This window comes from Solwaraspora sp. WMMB335 (assembly GCF_049179075.1).
Lineage (GTDB): Bacteria > Actinomycetota > Actinomycetes > Mycobacteriales > Micromonosporaceae > Micromonospora_E.
The window spans coordinates 5,013,052-5,034,177 of sequence record NZ_JBMHMF010000001.1 but is presented as its reverse complement, the minus strand read 5'-3'; the positions used below and the strand labels follow the sequence as shown (position 1 = coordinate 5,034,177).

General features: G+C 67.5%; 18 protein-coding genes and 3 tRNA genes. All 21 read right to left on the bottom strand.

All coding sequences use genetic code 11. From position 1 onward, the window contains the following. Window positions 1-76 precede the first annotated feature (76 nt). A complete protein-coding gene (fusA, locus tag ACN27F_RS21820) occupies window positions 77-2,173 on the bottom strand; it encodes an elongation factor G (protein ID WP_421436300.1) in 2,097 nt (698 codons plus the stop codon). 70 nt (window positions 2,174-2,243) lie between these two features. Then, a complete protein-coding gene (rpsG, locus tag ACN27F_RS21815; protein WP_282224042.1) occupies window positions 2,244-2,714 on the bottom strand; it encodes a 30S ribosomal protein S7 in 471 nt (156 codons plus the stop codon). A 1-nt stretch (window position 2,715) separates the two neighbouring features. Beyond that, window positions 2,716-3,090 (bottom strand): 30S ribosomal protein S12, encoded by a 375-nt coding sequence (gene rpsL / locus ACN27F_RS21810; RefSeq protein WP_421436297.1) that lies wholly within the window; start codon window positions 3,088-3,090, stop codon window positions 2,716-2,718. 363 nt (window positions 3,091-3,453) lie between these two features. Next, window positions 3,454-3,840 carry a hypothetical protein gene (locus ACN27F_RS21805; RefSeq protein ID WP_421440378.1) on the bottom strand — a complete coding sequence of 129 codons (387 nt, stop codon included), beginning with the start codon at window positions 3,838-3,840 and terminating at the stop codon, window positions 3,454-3,456. A gap of 130 nt (window positions 3,841-3,970) precedes the next feature. Beyond that, window positions 3,971-4,300, bottom strand: coding sequence for a hypothetical protein (locus tag ACN27F_RS21800; protein WP_421440377.1), 330 nt, complete (start codon window positions 4,298-4,300; stop codon window positions 3,971-3,973). Window positions 4,301-4,436: 136 nt separating this feature from the next. Continuing rightward, a complete protein-coding gene (locus ACN27F_RS21795) occupies window positions 4,437-8,324 on the bottom strand; it encodes a DNA-directed RNA polymerase subunit beta' (RefSeq protein ID WP_421436294.1) in 3,888 nt (1,295 codons plus the stop codon). Window positions 8,325-8,405: 81 nt separating this feature from the next. After that, on the bottom strand, window positions 8,406-11,837 hold the full coding sequence (locus ACN27F_RS21790; protein WP_421436292.1) for a DNA-directed RNA polymerase subunit beta: 3,432 nt from the start codon (window positions 11,835-11,837) through the stop codon (window positions 8,406-8,408). A 611-nt stretch (window positions 11,838-12,448) separates the two neighbouring features. Next, window positions 12,449-12,835 (bottom strand): 50S ribosomal protein L7/L12, encoded by a 387-nt coding sequence (rplL, locus tag ACN27F_RS21785; RefSeq protein ID WP_421436291.1) that lies wholly within the window; start codon window positions 12,833-12,835, stop codon window positions 12,449-12,451. 46 nt (window positions 12,836-12,881) lie between these two features. Further along, complete coding sequence (gene rplJ, locus ACN27F_RS21780; RefSeq protein WP_421436289.1) at window positions 12,882-13,424, bottom strand: 50S ribosomal protein L10; 543 nt, start codon at window positions 13,422-13,424, stop codon at window positions 12,882-12,884. 334 nt (window positions 13,425-13,758) lie between these two features. Then, complete coding sequence (gene rplA / locus ACN27F_RS21775; RefSeq protein WP_421436287.1) at window positions 13,759-14,475, bottom strand: 50S ribosomal protein L1; 717 nt, start codon at window positions 14,473-14,475, stop codon at window positions 13,759-13,761. 86 nt (window positions 14,476-14,561) lie between these two features. Continuing rightward, window positions 14,562-14,993 carry a 50S ribosomal protein L11 gene (gene rplK / locus ACN27F_RS21770; protein WP_421436285.1) on the bottom strand — a complete coding sequence of 144 codons (432 nt, stop codon included), beginning with the start codon at window positions 14,991-14,993 and terminating at the stop codon, window positions 14,562-14,564. A gap of 237 nt (window positions 14,994-15,230) precedes the next feature. Continuing rightward, on the bottom strand, window positions 15,231-15,950 hold the full coding sequence (gene nusG / locus ACN27F_RS21765; protein WP_421436284.1) for a transcription termination/antitermination protein NusG: 720 nt from the start codon (window positions 15,948-15,950) through the stop codon (window positions 15,231-15,233). Between the two features lie 21 nt (window positions 15,951-15,971). Next, window positions 15,972-16,364 (bottom strand): preprotein translocase subunit SecE, encoded by a 393-nt coding sequence (gene secE, locus ACN27F_RS21760; protein WP_421436281.1) that lies wholly within the window; start codon window positions 16,362-16,364, stop codon window positions 15,972-15,974. A 136-nt stretch (window positions 16,365-16,500) separates the two neighbouring features. Next, window positions 16,501-16,573: transfer RNA gene (locus ACN27F_RS21755), tRNA-Trp, on the bottom strand. Window positions 16,574-16,784: 211 nt separating this feature from the next. Continuing rightward, a complete protein-coding gene (locus ACN27F_RS21750; protein WP_421436278.1) occupies window positions 16,785-17,177 on the bottom strand; it encodes a MaoC/PaaZ C-terminal domain-containing protein in 393 nt (130 codons plus the stop codon). Continuing rightward, window positions 17,177-17,626 (bottom strand): MaoC family dehydratase N-terminal domain-containing protein, encoded by a 450-nt coding sequence (locus tag ACN27F_RS21745; RefSeq protein ID WP_421436276.1) that lies wholly within the window; start codon window positions 17,624-17,626, stop codon window positions 17,177-17,179. Before ACN27F_RS21745 ends, ACN27F_RS21750 begins: the two co-directional genes overlap by 1 nt. Before the next feature lie 84 nt (window positions 17,627-17,710). Further along, a complete protein-coding gene (gene rpmG / locus ACN27F_RS21740) occupies window positions 17,711-17,878 on the bottom strand; it encodes a 50S ribosomal protein L33 (RefSeq protein ID WP_123606165.1) in 168 nt (55 codons plus the stop codon). A 131-nt stretch (window positions 17,879-18,009) separates the two neighbouring features. Then, window positions 18,010-18,082, bottom strand: a tRNA-Met gene (locus ACN27F_RS21735). A gap of 25 nt (window positions 18,083-18,107) precedes the next feature. After that, window positions 18,108-18,180 (bottom strand) — tRNA-Thr (locus ACN27F_RS21730). 112 nt (window positions 18,181-18,292) lie between these two features. Continuing rightward, entirely contained in the window at window positions 18,293-20,845 is a 2,553-nt protein-coding gene (locus ACN27F_RS21725) for a putative bifunctional diguanylate cyclase/phosphodiesterase (protein ID WP_421436273.1), read from the bottom strand. A gap of 41 nt (window positions 20,846-20,886) precedes the next feature. Beyond that, window positions 20,887-21,108, bottom strand: a complete 222-nt coding sequence (locus ACN27F_RS21720) for a hypothetical protein (protein ID WP_421436271.1) — start codon at window positions 21,106-21,108, stop codon at window positions 20,887-20,889. Between the last annotated feature and the right edge of the window lie 18 nt (window positions 21,109-21,126).

The following is a 21,126-nucleotide window of genomic DNA, read 5'->3' as shown; positions in this document are numbered from 1 at the left end:
GTCTTGCGGCGGTCACGCCTTCAGGCCCGGTACGCGGTTCGCCGAGGGAGAGCCGGGGGATCACTCCCCCGGCGGGTCACTCGCCCGTCGCCTTCGCGATGATCTCCTTCGCCACGCTCTGCGGAACCTCGGCGTAGGAGTCGAACTGCATGCTGTAGCTCGCCCGGCCCTGGGTCTTCGACCGCAGGTCGCCGACGTAGCCGAACATCTCCGACAGCGGCACCAGGGCCCGGACGACGCGGGCTCCGCCGCGTTCCTCCATCGCCTGGATGATGCCACGACGGGAGTTGAGGTCGCCGATGACGTCACCCATGTTCTCCTCCGGAGTGGTGACCTCAACGGCCATCATCGGTTCGAGCAGCGCGGGATCCGCCCGGCGGGCGGCCTCCTTGAGCGCCATCGAGCCGGCGATCTTGAATGCCATCTCGGACGAGTCGACCTCGTGGTACTGGCCGTCGATCAGGGTCAGCTTGACCCCGACCAGCGGATAGCCGGCGAGGATGCCGTACTGCATGGCGTCCTGGGCACCGGCGTCCACCGACGGGATGAACTCCCTGGGCACCCGGCCACCGGTGACCGCGTTGGCGAACTCGTACGTCGGTGCCTCGTTGTCCAGCGGCAGCGGCTCCAGGCTGATGATCACCCGGGCGTACTGGCCGGAACCACCCGTCTGCTTCTTGTGGGTGTACTCGACCTTCTCCACCACGCGGCGGATCGTCTCACGGTACGCCACCTGCGGCTTGCCGATGTTGGCCTCGACGTTGAACTCGCGCCGCATCCGGTCGACGAGGATGTCCAGGTGCAGCTCGCCCATGCCGGCGATGACCGTCTGGCCGGTCTCCTCGTCGTTCTTGACGCGGAAGGTCGGGTCCTCCTCGGCCAACCGCTGGATCGCGGTGCTGAGCTTCTCCTGGTCGGCCTTTGTCTTCGGCTCGATCGCCACCTCGATGACCGGCTCGGGGAACGTCATCGACTCCAGGATGACCGGGTTCGCCGGGTCGCACAGGGTGTCCCCGGTGGTGGTCTGCTTGAGTCCCTGGACGGCGATGATGTCACCGGCGAACGCGCTGGCGCGCTCCTCACGCTTGTTGGCGTGCATCTGGTAGATCTTGCCGATCCGCTCCTTGCGGTCCTTGGTGGAGTTGATCACCTGGGACCCGGACTCCAGCGTGCCGGAGTAGACCCGTACGTAGGTCAGCTTGCCGAGGTGACGGTCGGTCTGGATCTTGAAGGCCAGGCCGGAGAACGGCTCGCTGGTCGACGGCTTGCGCAGCAGCGGGGTCTCCCCGTCGGTCGCCGTACCCTCGATCGCCGGGATGTCCAGCGGCGAGGGCAGGTAGTCGACCACCGCGTCCAGCATCGGCTGCACGCCCTTGTTCTTGAAGGCCGAACCGCACAACACCGGGTTGCCCTTGTCGGCGAGGGTCGCGCGCCGGATGGCGGCCTTGATCTCGGCCACGGACATGTCCTCGCCCTCGAGGTACTTCTCCATGATCGAGTCGTCGACGTCGGCGAGCGTCTCCAGCAGCTTCTCACGCCACTCGGCGGCGGCGTCGGCAAGCTCGGCCGGGACCTCTTCGACCGCGTAGTCCTCGCCCTTCATGGTCTCACCACGCCAGGTGAGGGCGCGCATCTCGACCAGGTCGACGACGCCGATGTGCTCGCTCTCCAGCCCGATCGGGATCTGCAGCACCAGCGGGGTGGAGTTGAGCCGGTCGATCATCATCTGCACACAGCGGAAGAAGTCGGCCCCGGTCCGGTCGAGCTTGTTGACGAAGCACATCCGGGGGACCTTGTACTTGTCCGCCTGCCGCCAGACGTTCTCGGTCTGCGGCTCCACACCGGCCACGCCGTCGTAGACCGCCACCGCACCGTCGAGCACCCGCAACGACCGCTCGACCTCGACCGTGAAGTCGACGTGGCCGGGCGTGTCGATGATCTGAATGGTGTGGCCCTTCCACTCGCACTTGGTGGCGGCGGAAGTGATGGTGATGCCCCGCTCCTGCTCCTGCTCCATCCAGTCCATGACGGCAGCGCCCTCGTGGACCTCACCGATCTTGTACGTGATACCGGTGTAGAACAGGATCCGCTCAGTGGTCGTGGTCTTACCGGCATCGATGTGCGCCATGATGCCGATGTTGCGTACCTTGGCAAGCGCTTCTGCGGCGGCCACTTCAATCCCTACTTCGTCTCGTCGTCGACTGTGTGTGGGCGGCTGTACCGGAAGGCATGACAGCTACCGCTTACCAGCGGTAGTGCGCGAAGGCCTTGTTGGACTCCGCCATCTTGTGGGTGTCCTCGCGGCGCTTGACCGCGGCGCCCAGCCCGTTGCTCGCGTCCAGCAGCTCGTTCATCAGCCGCTCGACCATCGTCTTTTCCCGACGGGCCTTGGAGTACTGGACGAGCCAGCGCAGTCCGAGGGTGGTCGCCCGGGACGGGCGGACCTCGACCGGCACCTGGTAGGTCGCGCCACCGACCCGGCGGCTGCGGACCTCGAGGGTCGGCTTCACGTTGTCCATGGCGCGCTTGAGGGTGACGACCGGATCCGTGCCGGACTTCTCCCGGCAGCCCTCCAGCGCGCCGTAGACGATGCGCTCGGCCAGCTGACGCTTGCCGCGCAGCAGGATCTTGTTCACCAGCTGAGTGACCAGCGGCGAGTTGTACACCGGGTCCGCGACCAGAGGCCGGCGCGGAGCAGGGCCTTTACGCGGCATGTCAGCTCTTCTCCCTCTTCGCGCCGTAGCGGCTGCGAGCCTGCTTGCGGTTGCGGACACCCTGGGTGTCCAGCGAACCGCGGACGATCTTGTAGCGGACGCCCGGAAGATCCTTGACCCGGCCGCCACGCACCAGCACGATGGAGTGCTCCTGCAGGTTGTGGCCGACGCCCGGGATGTAGGCGGTCACCTCGATCTGGCTACTCAGCTTCACCCGCGCGACCTTGCGCAGCGCGGAGTTCGGCTTCTTGGGGGTCGTGGTGTACACGCGCGTACACACACCGCGGCGCTGCGGGCTGCCCTTCAACGCCGGGGTCTTGGTCTTGCCGGTCTTGGCCTGACGGCCCTTGCGGACCAGCTGTTGGATCGTTGGCACCGGGTTCCTTCGCTCCCTCCGGCCGCGGGCGGCCGCGCTGCTTGCCCTAGCCGTCCGGGTTGGGCGGCTCTCCTACACTCCGACCGGCGATCCCAGCTGGGCACCGGCACCCGCGGTCGGGCGTGTCGCCCGCACGCGGACCCGGTGCGTTTGCTGTCACCCACCGGGATCTGCACCTGTCATGACGCTGCTCGATGGCCGGCAACCGGATCGGGCGCACGCACAACTTGCCCGGTCTGGCCGGGCACAAGGGGGAAGAGTACCCACCGCAGGCGCGCAGGTCAAAACGACGGGCCACTCCGATAACCCAGTGTACCGGCTCGCCCGGCCGACGGCCCGGCGGGCAGGCCTATCCCGGCAAGGTCACACGCTCAGCATGAGCAACACGGTCAGCGCCAAGCCGAGCAGGGTGAAGGCCAGCCCTGCGGCACCACAGCTGATGCCGGCGATCGCGATCCCCCGGCCGGTGAACCTGACCGCCGGCGGCGGTGCCGCTTGGCGGACCTGACGCAGCCCGAGCCAGCCCAGTACCACGGCGCCCCCGCCGAAGGCTCCGCTGAGTAGGGTGAACGCCCCGGCGACCCAGCCACCCCAGCTGTCCTCGAAACCAATCGCACCGAAACACCCCACCAGGACCGACACCAGGACCGAGATCACACCGGCGACCAGCGCACCGACCGCCAACCCGGACACGACCGGCGGCACCTCCAGATGCACCAGGCCGAAACTCGTGCCTGGGACGTGCTCCACCCGGCGAGCGGAAAGCCTGCCCTCCGGCGGTGGCGGGGCGATGCGGGTGCCGGCCGGTGTGCCACCGGAACCGTGGCCCGGAAACTGGGTCACGTTCGTTCTCCTCTGCCCGGACCGGTGCCCGGATCGATCAATCGACGTCGGGGGCGAAGTCCTGACCGGCCGGCGCGGTCGCCCACGTGAAGATGCCGAGCACGACCGCGAGGGTCAACACCGCGCCGGCCAGCAACAGGCCGAGCCAGGCCAGCTGTTCGCCACGGCGCAGCCAGATCGCCCCGGTCAGATAGCCCTGTGACGCGTACGCCTCGCGCCGGGCCTGCCGGCTGAGCAGCAGGGCCAAGCTGGCCGGCACCGCCCCGCCCACCAGGAGTCCGGTGACCACCGCGACCAGGCCGAGGGCGAAGACCGCGCCGGCCTTGGTCGAGCGGACCGGTTCGGGATCAGCGGGATGCCGCGGCATCGCCCGCCCGGCCGCGGATACCGGGGTCACCTGCACCCCACCAGCCTACAAGCTGACGGCGCCGGTCCCATCGCGAGCGCGATGGGACCGGCGCCGGTCGACTGTCGTAGGCCTCGATCCGGTCGTGGGCCGTCGGTCAGCGGTACGAGCCGAAGTCGAAGTCGTCCAGCGGCACCGCCTGGCCGCTGGCCGGCCCGAACCCGTAGTCGGTTTCCGGGTACCCGGTCATCGAGTAGACCTTGGCCTTCGCCTCCTCGGTCGGCTCGACCCGGATGTTGCGGTACTTGCTGATGCCGGTACCGGCCGGGATGAGCTTACCGATGATCACGTTCTCCTTGAGGCCGATCAGCGAGTCGCTGCGGGCGTTGATCGCCGCGTCGGTCAGCACCCGGGTGGTCTCCTGGAAGGAGGCCGCCGAGAGCCAGGAATCGGTGGCCAGCGAGGCCTTGGTGATGCCCATCAGCATCGGCCGGCCGGCGGCCGGCTCGCCACCTTCGGCGACCAGCCGGCGGTTCTCCGACTCGAACACCGCCCGGTCGACCAGCACACCCGGCAGCAACTCGGTGCCACCGGAGTCGATGACCGTCACCCGCTTGAGCATCTGCCGGATGATGATCTCGATGTGCTTGTCGTGGATCAGCACACCCTGTGAGCGGTAGACCTCCTGGACCTCCTGGGTCAGGTGGACCTGAACCGCGCGCGGGCCAAGGATCCGCAGCAACTCGTGCGGGTCGATGGTGCCCTCGGTGAGCTTCTCGCCGACGGTGACGTGGTCGCCGTCGTGCACCCGCAGCCGGACCCGCTTGGAGACCTTGTCGTGCACGATCTCGTCGCTGCCGTCGTCCGGGATGACGATGATCTTCCGCGACCGCTCGCCGTCCTCGATCCGCACCCGTCCCGGGGTGTCCGCGATCGGCGCCTTGCCCTTCGGCACCCGCGCCTCGAAGATCTCCTGGACCCGGGGCAGACCCTGGGTGATGTCCTCACCCGCGACGCCACCGGTGTGGAAGGTCCGCATCGTCAGCTGGGTACCCGGCTCGCCGATGGACTGGGCGGCGATGATGCCGACCGCCTCACCGATGTCGACGGTCTTGCCGGTGGGCAGCGAGCGCCCGTAGCAGGCACCGCAGACACCGAGCTTGGACTCGCAGGTGAGCACGCTACGCACCCGTACCGTCTCCACCCCGGCGGCGATGAGCTTGTCCACCAGGATCGAGTTGAGGTCCGCGCCCCGCTCGACCACGACCTCGCCGTCGGCGCCCTTGATGTCCTCGGCGAGGGTCCGGGCGTGCACCCCGGTCTCGGCGAACTCGTGCACCACCAGCTTGCCGTCGATCCGCTCGCCGACCTGCATGGTGATCGCCCGGTCGGTGCCGCAGTCCTCCTCGCGGATGATGACGTCCTGGGAGACGTCGACCAGCCGCCGGGTCAGGTAGCCCGAGTCGGCGGTCCGCAGCGCCGTGTCGGCCAGGCCCTTGCGGGCACCGTGCGTGGAGATGAAGTACTCCAGTACGGACAGGCCCTCCCGGTAGCTCGACTTGATCGGCCGCGGGATGATCTCGCCCTTCGGGTTGGCCACCAGACCACGGATCGCGGCGATCTGCCGCAGCTGGAGCAGGTTGCCTCGGGCACCCGAGTGGATCATCTTCCACAACGGGTTCTCCTGGGGCAGCGCGGTCTCCAGGTCCTTGGCGATCTCGTTGGTCGCCTTGGTCCAGATCTCGATCAGCTCGCCACGCCGTTCCTCGCCGGTCATCAGACCGCGCTGGTACTGCTTGTCGATCCGGTCGGCTTCCTTCTCGTAGCGCTCCAGGGTCTCCTGCTTGTGCGGCGGGGCGATGACGTCCTGCATGCCGATCGTCACACCGGACCAGGTGGCCCAGTGGTAGCCGGCTTCCTTGAGCCCGTCGAGCGTGGCCGCCAGGGCGACCTTCGGGAACCGCTCGGCCAGGTCGTTGACGATCGCCGAGAGCTGGCTCTTGCGGACCTCGTAGTTGACGAACCGGTAGCCGACCGGCATGACCTCGTTGAACAGCACCCGGCCCAGGGTGGTGTCGACGACCAGCGGCTGCCCCGGCTGCCAGTCTTCCGGTGCGCTCCACCGGGAGGCCCCGGCGCCGTTGTCCACGTCGACCACGCCGTGCAACCGGATCCGCACCGGCGCCTGCAGGTGCAACTCGCCGTTGTCGAAGGCCATCCGCGCCTCGGCGTCCGAGCTGAACACCCGCCCCTCGCCGAGCAGGCCTTCGGTCCGGTGGGTGAGGTGGTACAGACCGATGATCATGTCCTGGGTAGGCATGGTCACCGGCTTGCCGTCCGACGGCTTGAGGATGTTGTTCGACGACAGCATCAGGATCCGCGCCTCGGCCTGCGCCTCGGCGGACAGCGGCACGTGCACCGCCATCTGGTCACCGTCGAAGTCGGCGTTGAACGCGGTGCAGACCAGCGGGTGAATCTGGATCGCCTTGCCCTCGACCAGCTGCGGCTCGAAGGCCTGGATACCCAGCCGGTGCAGGGTCGGTGCCCGGTTGAGCAGCACCGGGTGCTCGGAGATGACCTCTTCGAGCACGTCCCACACCACCGGCCGCTGCCGTTCGACCATCCGCTTGGCGGACTTGATGTTCTGCGCGTGGTTGAGGTCCACCAGGCGCTTCATCACGAACGGCTTGAACAGTTCCAGCGCCATCTGCTTGGGCAGGCCGCACTGGTGCAGCTTCAGCTTGGGACCGACGACGATGACCGACCGGCCGGAGTAGTCGACCCGCTTGCCGAGCAGGTTCTGCCGGAACCGGCCCTGCTTGCCCTTGAGCATGTCGGACAGCGACTTGAGCGGCCGGTTACCGGGCCCGGTGACCGGACGGCCACGGCGGCCGTTGTCGAACAACGCGTCGACGGCCTCCTGCAGCATCCGCTTCTCGTTGTTGACGATGATCTCGGGCGCACCGAGGTCGATCAGCCGCTTCAGCCGGTTGTTCCGGTTGATCACCCGGCGGTACAGGTCGTTGAGGTCGCTGGTCGCGAACCGGCCACCGTCGAGCTGCACCATCGGGCGCAGGTCCGGCGGAATGACCGGTACGCAGTCCAGCACCATGCCCTGCGGTGAATTGCGGGTACTGAGGAAGGCGGCGACCACCTTGAGCCGCTTGAGCGCCCGGATCTTCCGCTGGCCCTTGCCGGTGCGGATGATCTCCCGCAGGTTGTCCGCCTCGGCGTCGAGATCCATGTTGTGCAACAGGGTCTTGATCGCCTCGGCGCCCATCCCGCCGTTGAAGTACGGGTCGAACCGGTCCCGCAGCTCCCGGTAGAGCAGTTCGTCGGTGACCAGTTGCTTGGGCTCCAACTTGCGGAAGGTGTCCAGCACCTCGTCGAGTCGGTCGATCTCGCGCTGGGCGCGGTCGCGGATCTGGCGCATCTCCCGCTCGCCGGATTCCTTGACCTTGCGGCGTACGTCGGCCTTGGCCCCCTCGGCCTCCAGCTCGGCGAGGTCGGCCTCCAGCTTGGCGGCCCGCTTCTCGATCTCCGAGTCGCGGCTGTTCTCCAGCTGGCGCTTCTCCGCGAAGATCTCGTTCTCGATGGTGGACATGTCGCGATGACGTGCCTCGGTGTCCACCCCGGTGACGACGTACGACGCGAAGTAAATGATCTTTTCGAGATCCTTCGGCGCCAGGTCCAGCAGGTAGCCGAGCCGGCTCGGCACGCCCTTGAAGTACCAGATGTGGGTCACCGGCGCGGCGAGCTCGATGTGCCCCATCCGCTCCCGGCGGACCTTGGAGCGGGTGACCTCGACGCCGCACCGCTCACAGATGATGCCCTTGAACCGGACCCGCTTGTACTTGCCGCAGTAGCACTCCCAGTCCCGCTGCGGGCCGAAGATCTTCTCGCAGAAGAGCCCGTCCTTCTCCGGCTTGAGGGTGCGGTAGTTGATCGTCTCAGGCTTCTTGACCTCGCCGTGCGACCACTGACGGATGTCGTCGGCGGTGGCGAGGCCGATGCGCAACTCGTCGAAGAAGTTGACGTCGAGCACGTTACGTGTCCCCTATGTCGTCGTCGTTGCTGCTGAATCAGGGTGTGTTGGGTGGCCCCGGCCGGGGCCACCCAACACACCTCACACTTCCTCGACCGAGCTCGGCTCCCGCCGGGACAGGTCGATACCGAGTTCCTCCGCGGCGCGGAACACCTCGTCGTCGGTCTCGCGCATCTCCAGGGCCACGCCGTCGCTGGAGAGCACCTCGACGTTGAGGCACAGCGACTGCAGCTCCTTGAGCAGCACCTTGAACGACTCCGGGATGCCCGGCTCGGGGATGTTCTCGCCCTTGACGATCGCCTCGTAGACCTTGACCCGGCCCAGGACGTCGTCCGACTTGATGGTCAGCAGTTCCTGCAGGGCGTAGGCGGCGCCGTACGCCTGCATCGCCCAGCACTCCATCTCGCCGAAGCGCTGGCCACCGAACTGGGCCTTACCGCCGAGCGGCTGCTGGGTGATCATCGAGTACGGCCCGGTCGACCGTGCGTGGATCTTGTCGTCGACCAGGTGGTTGAGCTTGAGGATGTAGATGTAGCCGACCGCGATCGCGTCCGGCAGCGGCTCGCCGGAGCGCCCGTCGAACAGCTGTGCCTTGCCCGAGTTGCCGATCAGCTGGACGCCGTCGCGGTTGGGCAACGTGCTGCCGAGCAGGCCGGTGATCTCCTCCTCGCGGACACCGTCGAAGACCGGGGTCGCGACGTTGGTGTCCGGCTCGGCGGCGTCCGAGCCGATCGAGCGCAGCGCGGCCTTCCACTCCTCGTCGTCGCCTTCGACCTTCCAACCGGTCTTGGCCACCCAGCCGAGGTGGGTCTCCAGGATCTGGCCGATGTTCATCCGGCCCGGCACACCGAGCGGGTTGAGCACGATGTCGACCGGGGTGCCGTCGGAGAGGAACGGCATGTCCTCCACCGGCAGGATCTTGGAGATGACGCCCTTGTTACCGTGCCGGCCGGCGAGCTTGTCGCCGTCCTGGATCTTCCGCTTCTGGGCGACGTAGACCCGGACCAGTTCGTTGACACCCGGCGGCAGCTCGTCGCCGTCGTCGCGGGAGAACGTCCGTACGCCGATGACCGTGCCGGTCTCGCCGTGCGGCACCTTGAGCGAGGTGTCCCGGACCTCCCGGGCCTTCTCCCCGAAGATCGCCCGCAGCAGCCGCTCCTCCGGGGTCAGCTCGGTCTCGCCCTTCGGGGTGACCTTGCCGACCAGGATGTCACCGGGGACGACCTCGGCGCCGATCCGGATGATGCCGCGCTCGTCGAGGTCGGCGAGCATTTCCTCGCTGACGTTCGGGATGTCGCGGGTGATCTCCTCCGGACCGAGCTTGGTGTCCCGGGCGTCGACCTCGTGCTCCTCGATGTGGATCGAGGTGAGCACGTCCTGCTGCACCAGCCGCTGGGACAGGATGATGGCGTCCTCGTAGTTGTAGCCCTCCCACGGCATGAACGCCACGAGCAGGTTACGACCGAGGGCCATCTCGCCGTCGTCGGTGCACGGCCCGTCCGCGATGACCTGGCCGGCCTCGACCCGGTCGCCCTCGAAGACGGTCGGCTTCTGGTTGACGCAGGAGCCGGCGTTGGACCGACGGAACTTGTGCAGCAGGTAGGTCCGGCGATGGCCGTCGTCCTGGTGCACCGTCACGTAGTCGGCGCAGAGGTCCTCCACCACGCCGCCGGCCTCGGCGATCACCACGTCGCCGGCGTCGACCGCGGCGCGGTACTCCATCCCGGTGCCGACCAGCGGTGACTCCGCCTTGACCAGCGGCACCGCCTGCCGCTGCATGTTCGCGCCCATCAGGGCCCGGTTGGCGTCGTCGTGCTCCAGGAAGGGGATCATCGCGGTCGCGACGGAGACCATCTGCCGCGGCGAGACGTCCATGTAGTCGACCGCGGCCGGCGGGACGAAGTCGACCTCGCCGCCCTTACGGCGGACCAGGACCCGGTCCTCGGCGAAGGTGCCGTCGGACATCAGCGGCGCGTTGGCCTGCGCCTTGACGAACCGGTCCTCCTCGTCGGCGGTCAGGTAGTCGATCTGGTCGGTGACCCGGCCGTCGACGACCTTGCGGTAGGGCGTCTCGATGAACCCGAACGGGTTGACCCGCCCGAAGGTGGACAGCGCACCGATCAGGCCGATGTTCGGGCCTTCCGGTGTCTCGATCGGGCACATCCGACCGTAGTGCGACGGGTGCACGTCACGGACCTCGAAACCGGCCCGTTCCCGGGACAGACCACCCGGACCGAGCGCGCTGAGCCGGCGCCGGTGGGTCAACCCGGCGAGCGGGTTGGTCTGGTCCATGAACTGGGACAGCTGGGAGGTGCCGAAGAACTCCTTGATCGCGGCGACCACCGGCCGGATGTTGATCAAGGTCTGCGGCGTGATCGCCTCGACGTCCTGGGTGGTCATCCGCTCCCGGACGACCCGCTCCATCCGGGACAGGCCGACCCGGACCTGGTTCTGGATCAGCTCGCCGACGGTACGCAGCCGCCGGTTGCCGAAGTGGTCGATGTCGTCCGCCTCGTAGCCCTCCTCACCGGAGTGCAGCCGGCAGAGGTACTCGACGGTGGCGACGATGTCATCCTCGGTGAGGATGCCGGTGTTGATCGGCACCTCGAGGTTGAGCTTCTTGTTGAACTTGTACCGGCCGACCTTGGCGACGTCGTACCGCTTGGGGTTGAAGAACAGGTTGTCGAGCAGCGTCTGGGCGTTCTCACGGGTCGGCGGCTCACCCGGACGCAGCTTGCGGTAGATGTCGAGCAGTGCCTCGTCCGCCCCGGCGATATGGTCCTTCTCCAGGGTGGTCATCATCAGCTCGGACCAGCCGAACCGCTCGCGGATCCGGTCGGCGGTCCAACCGATGGCCTTGAGCAGGACGGTCACGGCCTGACGCCGCTTACGGTCGATCCGGACACCGACGGTGTCCCGCTTGTCGATATCGAACTCCAGCCAGGCGCCCCGGCTCGGGATCACCTTGACGCTGGACAGGTCACGGTCGGAGGTCTTGTCCGGCTGCTTGTCGAAGTAGACGCCCGGAGACCGGACGAGTTGGCTGACCACGACACGCTCGGTGCCGTTGATGATGAAGGTGCCCTTGGGCGTCATCATCGGGAAGTCGCCCATGAACACCGTCTGGCTCTTGATCTCGCCGGTGGTGTTGTTGGTGAACTCCGCGGTGACGAACAGTGGTGCGCAGTAGGTCAGGTCCTTCTCCTTGCACTCCTCGATCGAGGCCTTGACCTCGTCGAAGCGCGGGCTGGAGAAGGAAAGCGACATAGTGCCGGAAAAGTCCTCAATGGGACTGATCTCGTCGAGGATCTCCGCGAGGCCTGATCGTGCGTGCGGGTCGTCAGCCGACCGGCCCTGCCAAGCCTCGTTGCCCACCAGCCAGTCGAAGGATTCAGTCTGGATGGAAAGAAGGTTGGGGACCTCGAGGTGTTCGGTGATCCGGCCGAATGAGATTCGGCGAGGAGCGAAAGCGCTCGACGTACGGCTGGTCTTCGCAGGGCGGGAAGCTGCCAAGATGCGTCCTTCCGAGGACCGGTGCTGCAGACGGCTGTTTCGCGCGCACTCCAAAGAACCTCGGTCGAAATATCCAGGATCGGACATTCCGGGCGCGAGGTAAGTCGGAAGGCAGCGCAAACTAGCAGTGTAGCCGAGCGGCTAACCGCTGTCCAGCCCGTCCCCACGGGACGTCGCGGAGCCGGCCGGGTGCCGGAAACAGGCACCTCCAGGCCGCTCGGAACGCGGCGTTTCCCACGGGGCCTTCGTGGGGCCGGCTGGCGGCGAGACCGCGGCCCGGATGTCCGGTGCCGGCTCTCCCCGCCGGTGCCATTACCCAGCGATGGCCGTCGCAAGCCTGGCCGGGCGATGCAAGCTTTGAGCGGTGTTGCAGGCCTCGGATCAGTCTTGCTGTAGTCAGCGTGCCTGCCGCTACGGGCCGCGTCAAGGCCTGTCGTACGGGTAGATCGCCCACCGCCCGGACCGATGCCGCGACGGTACCGACCGCACTGACCGGCGGAAGAGGCGAAATGCCCTGATCACCGAGTGATCGCACCGGGTGTGCGAACGGAAACGGGCGGCGACCCCGCATCCGGATCGCCACCCGTTCGACGCTGTCGCTGTGGGTCAGGTCACTTGAGAGTGACCTTCGCGCCCTCCGCCTCGAGCTTGGCCTTGGCCTTGTCCGCGGCCTCCTTGTTGGCCTTCTCCAGGACCGGCTTCGGCGCGGCCTCGACCAGGTCCTTGGCCTCCTTGAGGCCCAGTCCGGTCAGCTCCCGGACCACCTTGATGACCTGGATCTTCTTGCCGCCGTCAGCCTCCAGGACGACGTCGAACTCGTCCTTCTCCGGCTCGGCCTCGGCCGGGGCGGCGGCCGGGCCGCCAGCGGCCGCGACGGCGACCGGAGCGGCGGCGGTGACGTCGAAGGTGTCCTCGAACTGCTTCACGAACTCCGAGAGCTCGATCAGCGTCATCTCCTTGAACGCGTCGAGCAGCTCTTCGGTGCTGAGCTTCGCCATGGCTGGCTTCCTTTCGATGTGGTGACGTTGTCGGGCAGCCGGCGGCTCAGGCCTGCGTACCCTCGGATTCGCGCTTGTCCTGCAGCGCAGCCGCCAGGCGGGCGGTCTTGGACAGCGGCGCCTGCAGCACGGCCGCGGCCTTGCTCAGGTTCGCCTTCATGGCGCCGGCCAGCTTGGCCAGCAGCACCTCGCGGGACTCCAGGTCGGCCAGCTTGGTGACCTCGGTGGCGGAGATCGTACGGCCTTCGAAGACCCCGCCCTTGATGATGAGCGCCGGGTTGGCCTTCGCGAAGTCACGCAGGCCCTTGGCCGCCTCCACCACGTCGCCGGAGACGAAGGTGAGCGCGGTAGGACCGGTGAACAGGTCGTCGAGCCCATCGATGCCCGCGTCCGTCGCGGCCCGCTTGGCCAGGGTGTTCTTCGCCACCGAGTAGATGACGTCCTGCCCGAGCGAGCGGCGCAGCTGGGTCAGCTGCGAGACGGTGAGACCGCGGTACTCGGTGAGCACCGTCGCTCCCGACTCGCGGAACCGTTCGGTCAGCTCGGCGACCGCGGTGGCCTTGTCGGCGCGAACCGGCTTGTCCGCCATGTCCCTCCTTCCTGGTGCGCCAGGCTGGGCGACCGGTCAGCGGCACGCGGACCGGTCGTGAAGATCCCGCGACCACGAAAAACGCCCCGGCGCGGCGGGCGCACGGGGCGGGACAGCCGTCGACCGACGGCGATGACACGCGTCTTCCGTTCCGCCCCTGCGCGGGCCGCCCGTGCGAACGGGACCTTCAACCGTGCCGGAGCACGGTGACCAGCGGTCTTTGGGTGTGGATACGGTCGAGCGTACGGCACCGGTGCGGCGGCCACCAAATCGGTAAGGGCGGGCCGGTCATGGTGCCGGCCCGCCCTTACCGATATCTGTCGATCGGTGCGATTCAGCTGTCGCTGGTCGCCTCCTGCAGCTCCTTCACCACGTTCGGATCGACCGGGACGCCCGGCCCCATCGTCGTGGTCAGGGTGACCTTCCTGAGATACTTGCCCTTGGCCGCCGACGGCTTGGCCCGCAGCACCTCGTCCAGCACGGCCGCGTAGTTGGCCACCAGCTTGGTCTCGTCGAACGACGCCTTGCCGATGATCAAGTGCAGGTTGGAGTGCTTGTCGACCCGGAAGGTGATCTTTCCGCCCTTGATGTCCGAGACGGCCTTGCTCACATCCATCGTCACGGTGCCGGTCTTCGGATTCGGCATCAGGCCGCGCGGGCCCAGGATCCGCGCGATCCGACCGATCTTCGCCATCTGGTCGGGAGTGGCGATCGCCGCGTCGAAGTCCAGCCAGCCGCCCTGGATCCGGGCGACCAGCTCGTCCGTGCCGACCTCGTCGGCACCGGCGGCGACGGCCTCCTCCGCCTTGGCCCCGGCGGCGAAGACGATCACCCGAGCGGTCTTGCCGGTGCCGTGCGGCAGGTTGACCGTGCCGCGGACCATTTGGTCCGCCTTCCGCGGGTCGACGCCGAGGCGCATGGCGACCTCGACCGTGGCGTCGAACTTGGCGGAGCTGGTCTCCTTGGCCAGCTTCACCGCTTCAGCGGGGGTGTAGAGCTTGGACCGGTCGATGAGATCGAAGGACTTGCGATAGGTCTTGCTGTGCTGCATGTGTCTCGGCTCCTGTGGTCATTGGCGGGTCGCGGCGGACGCGTACCCTCCCACGCTGGTCCGGCCCGGCCTGCCGGGCCGGCTGATCACTCCTTGACGGTGATCCCCATCGACCGGGCGGTGCCCGCGATGATCTTTTCCGCCTGCTCGACGCTGTTGGCGTTGAGGTCGGCCATTTTCTTCTCGGCGATCTCGCGCAGCTGCGCGGTGGTCACCGAGCCGACCTTGGTGGTGTGCGGCACGCCCGAACCCTTCGGGATCCCGGCCGCCTTGAGTAGCAGCCGGGCGGCGGGCGGGGTCTTCAGCACGAAGGTGAAGGAGCGGTCCTCGTACACGCTGATCTCAGCCGGGACGATGTCACCCCGCTGGGATTCGGTCTGCGCGTTGTAGGACTTGCAGAACTCCATGATGTTCACACCGTGCTGGCCCAGCGCCGGACCGACCGGCGGCGCCGGGGTCGCCTGGCCGGCAGGCAACTGCAGCGTGAACGTCTTGACGAGCTTCTTCTTCGGAGGCATGTCTCTTCCTGGGGCTCGATCTGGTGGCCGGGTTCGATCCGACCGGGTTCGATCCGACCGGGTTCGGCCCAAACGGACTCGACCCGATGGTCGGGCACCACCGGTCCGCCGCGCACGATCAGACGCGGCCTGGGGCCGACGTTAAAGAGTAGCGCAACCGACCGGACCGACCGGCGCCGGGTGCCGCCACCCGGCGTGGTCGGTTGGTGGTGGATCTCGGTCCGCGTCCGCGATCGGTCAGATCTTCGCGACCTGGTTGAAGTTGAGCTCCACCGGAGTCTCCCGGCCGAAGATCGACACCAGCACCTTGAGTTTCTGCTGGTCTGCGTTGATCTCGCTGATCGTGGCCGGCAACGACGCGAACGCACCGTCGGTGACCGTGACCGAGTCACCGACTTCGAAGTCGAGGACCTTGACCTCGGGCTTGGCCTTCTTCGGCTCGGCGGCGACCGCCGGGGCGAGCCACTTGAGCACCTCGTTGAGCGACAGCGGGGCAGGGCGGTCGGCGCGGTCGGTGGCGCCGACGAAACCGGTCACCCCGGGAGTGTTGCGCACGCAGGAGTACGACTCCGGAGTCAGATCCATCCGGACCAGGATGTAGCCGGGAAAGACCTTGTTCTGTACCTGCAGCCGCTTGCCGTTCTTCACCTCGACCTCTTCCCGGGTCGGCACCTCCACCTGGAAGATGTACTCCTCCATGTCGAGGCTGCTGATCCGGGTCTCAAGGTTGGTCTTCACCTTGTTCTCGTAACCGGCGTACGAGTGCACGACGTACCAGTCGCCGGGCGCGAAACGCAGCTTCTGGCGCAGCTCGGCGACCGGATCGAACTCCTCGTCGTCCGCCTCGACGGCGGGCACCGCTGGTGCGCTGGCGGCCTCGACCGACTCGTCAGCAGCCGCCGTCGCTACCGTGGACTGCTCGTCGGTGGCGCCAGCGGTCTCGTCGTACTCAGGCACGCTTGCTCACTTCCGTCACTATCAACTGGGGTTGCCGAACACCCACAGCACGCCCTTGGCGAACGCGAAGTCCAGCCCGGCCACGATGGTGAGCATGACCGCGATGAAAACGACCACCACGGCGGTGTAGGTCAGCAACTCCTTACGGGTCGGCCAGATGACCTTACGCAGTTCGGCCACCACTTCGCGGACGAACCGGATGATCCGGCCGAAGAAGCCCACACGGGCGTCGGACTTGGCCTTCGGCCGGCTGTCCGCCGACTCTGCCTTGGGCTTGGCCCGGGTCGCGGTGCCGCCACGCGCTACCGGTTCGTCATCGGATTCGGCGTCGTCGTCATCGAACGCCTCGTCGATCGATTCGTTCTCGGGGCGGTCGTCCGCGGCGTCGTCGCCACGCCGGTTCCTCTCGGCCATCTCGCCCTCCGTCGCGGGTGGTCGGGTCACGCGCCGGGTCAGACGCGCGCTGCTGGTGCACGCCGGCCATCTCCCTGCGGGACGGCCGCCAACGGGGACGGCATCCGACCCACCGGGGTCGGTCAGGCCTTAGGCGCAGGGGTGACAGGACTTGAACCTGCAGCCTGCGGTTTTGGAGACCGCTGCTCTGCCAATTGAGCTACACCCCTGTGCGGATCGTCACCTGCCCACCCCCACCTGGTCACCGGCAATCCACCGGGCCATGCAGGACTGGCCAGGGGTCACGAACCCCACGGCGGACCAGTGTACGGGTAAGGCCACAACTTTCCCAACCGGTACCGGCACCCCCAGGCAGGCGACCCCACCCGCCGGGGACCTCACCCACCGCCGGCCCGCAACCGCAGCACCTGCCGCGCCGACTCAGTCACGGACCCGGACCAGTGCCCTGGCCTGACTCAGTACCTTCTCCCCGGCACAGACCGCCGAGACATCGATCCTGGTCAGCCCATCGTCGGTACGGCCCTTGACCACACCGGTCACCTCGACCTCGGCGCCCTCGTCGTCGTCCGGCACCACGACCGGACGAGCGAACCGGACGGAATACTCGATCACCGCGTCCGCTCCGCCGGCCCACTCGGCGACCGCCCGTCCGGCGAGGGCCATGGTGAACATGCCGTGGGCGATCACCCCGGGCAGGCCCACTCGGGCAGCGAACCGGTCACTCCAGTGGATCGGGTTGAAATCGCCAGAAGCACCTGCGTACCGGATAAGATCTGCACGAGTGACCCGGAACCGCTGAACGGGCAACTGCATCAGCCCTTCTCCCCACGCACGACCAGCTTCATCCACACGGTGACCACCGGATCGCCGTCAACGGTGGCCACCTCCGTACGGATCGTGAGAAAGTCGTGCCCGCCACGAGACATGATGTCCTCGATCGAGTCGGTGCAGACCAGCTCGTCACCGGCCGTCACCGGCCGGGTGTAGCGGAACCGTTGGTCCCCGTGCACCACCCTGCTGTAGTCGACACCGAGCTCGGGATCGGCGACGATCCGGCCGATCGACGCCATGGTGACGGTCACCGGAAACGTCGTGGGTGCGACTACGTCCGGATAGCCGGCCTTGCGGGCGGCATCCGGTTCGTGATGGATCGGATCGGTGGCACCGATCGCCGTAGCGAACTCGCGGATCTTCTCCCGACCTACCACGTACGGACTGCTCGCCGGATAGCTACGGCCGATGAAGGACGGATCCAAGGGCATGACCAGAACCTACCCGGTGAGTCATGGGCACCACGGGCTGGCCTGACCTGCACCGGCGCTCGCCGGTCCGGAAGCCCGGCTCGGTCAGCGGGTCTCGCGGTGCAGGGTGTGCTTGCCGTCCCGGCGACAGAACTTCTTCAGCTCGATGCGGTCCGGGTCGTTACGGCGGTTCTTCCGCGTGATGTAGTTGCGCTCCTTGCACTCCACACACGCCAAAGTGATCTTTGGACGGACGTCGGTCGCCTTGGCCACGGCGGGGTGCCTTCCTCGCTATCGGAACAACTACGGCATGACAGCGTAGCCTGAGCGAACGCGGACATGCAAAGCAGGCACCCTCGGCGCCCATAGAACCTCAACTACCGGCCTCACGTCGAGACCGACCGTAGCGGTGGCCGGACTTGAACCGGCGACACAACGATTATGAGCCGTTTGCTCTACCACCTGAGCTACACCGCCGTGACGGGTCCAGCGGAACCCTCTGAGCCCCCTTACGGAATCGAACCGTAGACCTTCTCCTTACCATGGAGACGCTCTGCCGACTGAGCTAAGGGGGCCTGTCCACACGCCTGGGCGGACGCGCAGAGGTAAGAGTACACGTCCCCGCCCGCCAGGTGAAATCAGATCATCCCGTACCCGCAGCCGCAGGTCAGGGCCTTGTAGGACGGGTCATGGCACGGCACGCAGCCGGCGAACCTCGCTAGACTGCAGGGCCTCCGGGTCGGCTTGTGCCTCATACCAGGCGGCCAGCCGCTCGTACGGTAGCGGGCGGCTGAACAGGAAGCCCTGGCCCACCTGACAGTTGATGTCCTGCAGCAGCTCGAGGGTGAGCTCGCTCTCCACGCCTTCGGCGACCACGGTCAGGCCGAACTGCTGGGACAGGGTCACGATCGCGTTGACGATGGCCAGATCTCCCGGGTCCGTCGCCATGCCCTGCACGAACGAACGGTCGACCTTCACCTCGTGCACCGGCAACCGACGCAGGTGCGCGAGGGAGGTGTAGCCGGTACCGAAGTCGTCCACGGACAGCCGTACCCCGATATCGCGCAACCGACGCAGGCTCGGCATCGGCCGATCGGTGCCGTCGAGCACACCGGCCTCGGCGATCTCCAGAGTGAGCAACTCGGGAGCGACTCGGTACTCGTCGAGCAACTGGCGCACCAGCTCTGGAAAATCCGGATCGATCAGGGTACGGGCGGAGAGGTTCACCGCGACCGGCAGCGGCTGCTGGCCGATGTCCCACTCCTGGCAGCGCCGCAGTCCTTCACGCAGGACGAACTCGGTCAACCGGCCAAGTTGTCCGGTGTGCTCGGCGACCGCGACGAAGTCCTCCGGAGACACCGAACCATGGGTCGGATGCTCCCACCGGGTCAGGCACTCGACGCCGACCAGTCGGCGACCGCTGAGCGTCACCTTCGGCTGGTAGTAGACCTCGAGCTGCGATTCGTCCAGCGCCACCCGTAGGTCACCGGCGAGACCGAGGCGGCGTACCGAACGCGACTCCAACGCCGGGTTGAACAGCTGGATGCTGCCGGACACCGACTTCGCGGCGGTGGCCGCGAGGTCGGCCCGTTGGAGCAGGGTCGCCGCGTCGCTGCCGTGGTCCGGGTGGACCGTGACCCCGACCACGGTGTCGACGTCGAGGGTGAGGTTGCCGAACACCATCTGGTCGCGGATCTGCTCCCGCAGCTCGGTGGCGAGCTGGAGTGCCTCCGCGGTGCTCTCGGTACGCAGGGTCACCACGAACTCGTCCCCGCCACTGCGGCCGACCAGCGCCGCCGACGGTGCCGAGGACCGCAACCGTCGGGCCACCTCGGCGAGAACCTTGTCACCCGCTGCGTGCCCGAGGGACTCGTTGACCTGGCGCAACCCGTCCACGTCGAACAGCAGCACCGCGACGACCTCGCCGGGCGTACGGATGGTCACCGACTCGTCGAGGGCGGCGGCCAGCCGGCGCCGGTTGGCCAGCCCGGTCAGCCCGTCGTGCGCGGCGTCGTAGCGCAGGCGGTCGACCAGGCGGGAATTCTCCACCGCCACCGCGGCGTGCACCGCGATCGCCTCCAGCAACCGGATGTCGCTCGGACCGAAGTGCGAAAAGTCGCCGAGCCTACCGCTGATCTCCAGACAGCCGATCACCAGCGAGCCGGCCCGCAGCGGGACCACCACCGCGTCCTTGGCGCCCCACTCACGTAGCTGGGAGGTCAGCGGCCCCTCGCCGAACTTCGGGCCGACCGCGACGGTGGTGCCGGTCTCGAAGACCCGCTGCCGGATCGCCGGCGGCGTCCCGGCGGTGTCGACCAGCCCTCGGTCATCCGCGCGGGCGGACAGCAGGACCTCCGCGTACCGGCCACGTTGCGGAAGCCAAAGGGTGGCGTACTCGGCCTGGAGCATCTCCCGGACCCGCTTGAGCAGTACGTCGGTGATGGTGCCGTCGTGCGGGGTGTCGGCGATGGCTCTGGTCAACGTGTAGATCTCGGACAGGGTGCGGTGCTGGCGCAGCGACTGCGCGTAGGCCCGGTAGGCCAGCACGAAGACCGTCACAAGAGCAGCCAGCAGGATCAGTGTCCACCGGCTCTGCGCCAGCAGTATCAGGACGACCAGCCCGAAGGTGATGTTGATCAGGGCGACCAGGACACCGGGCACCGTGGTGGTGGTCAGTTCTGTCGGCGACAGCCGCCCTTGGGCCAGGGTGATTGCCATCAACACGGACACCAGGGTGATGAGCAGGTTCGCCACCATCGCCGCGACCAGCGTGAGCCAGGTACGGGGCTCGACCGCGTCGAGTACGCCGGCGTTGGCGACGATCGCGCTGGCTACCGAGGTGCCGGCGGCGATGTTCGCGATGTTGAACCAGAGCTTGACCGGGGTCAGTGGCCGGCCGAGTTGGGCCGCTGACTGCATACGGCTGAGTTGAGCGACCGTCGCGGCCAGCACCCGACAGATGATCAGCGTAAGCGGCGGAAGAAAGAACAGTCCGAGCAGAAACGGGATCTCGCCGATGCTCAGCGAGAACGCCTGGCGCCGGACCTCGAAGATCAGACGCGCTGTGTTGGCGGCGAGGAAAAGGCCGAAGAAAAGGACCCCGCTCCACCAGTCACCGATAGGATCCGGGTGCCCGATGCCTAGGGCGACGGAGACGAGGACAGCGGTAAGTGCGAGTGGCGCTGTAACGAACCACCCACGCTCCAGAGAATGCCGTCCGATCGTCTGCGGCCTAGGCACGGGAACCCTTCATCAGTAGCCGACGTACGGCGAAAGCCTACTCACAGCCACTCGAAGTCACGAAGGGAGACGGCTGCGCCCTCGCTGGAGTCGGCAATCGCAGACTTTGCCACTGATTCGACCGATACGAGATCCTCGCCGGCCTCGGGCAGCGCCGCGGCCTGCGCGTAGGCGGCCGCGGCACCGGTGAGCGACACAGCAAGTCCTAGTGCGGCGACCGCGACGACCCTGCCGAGCCGGCGGCCCATCGTGTGTGCGCGCATGTGCAAACTCCTGTCGAA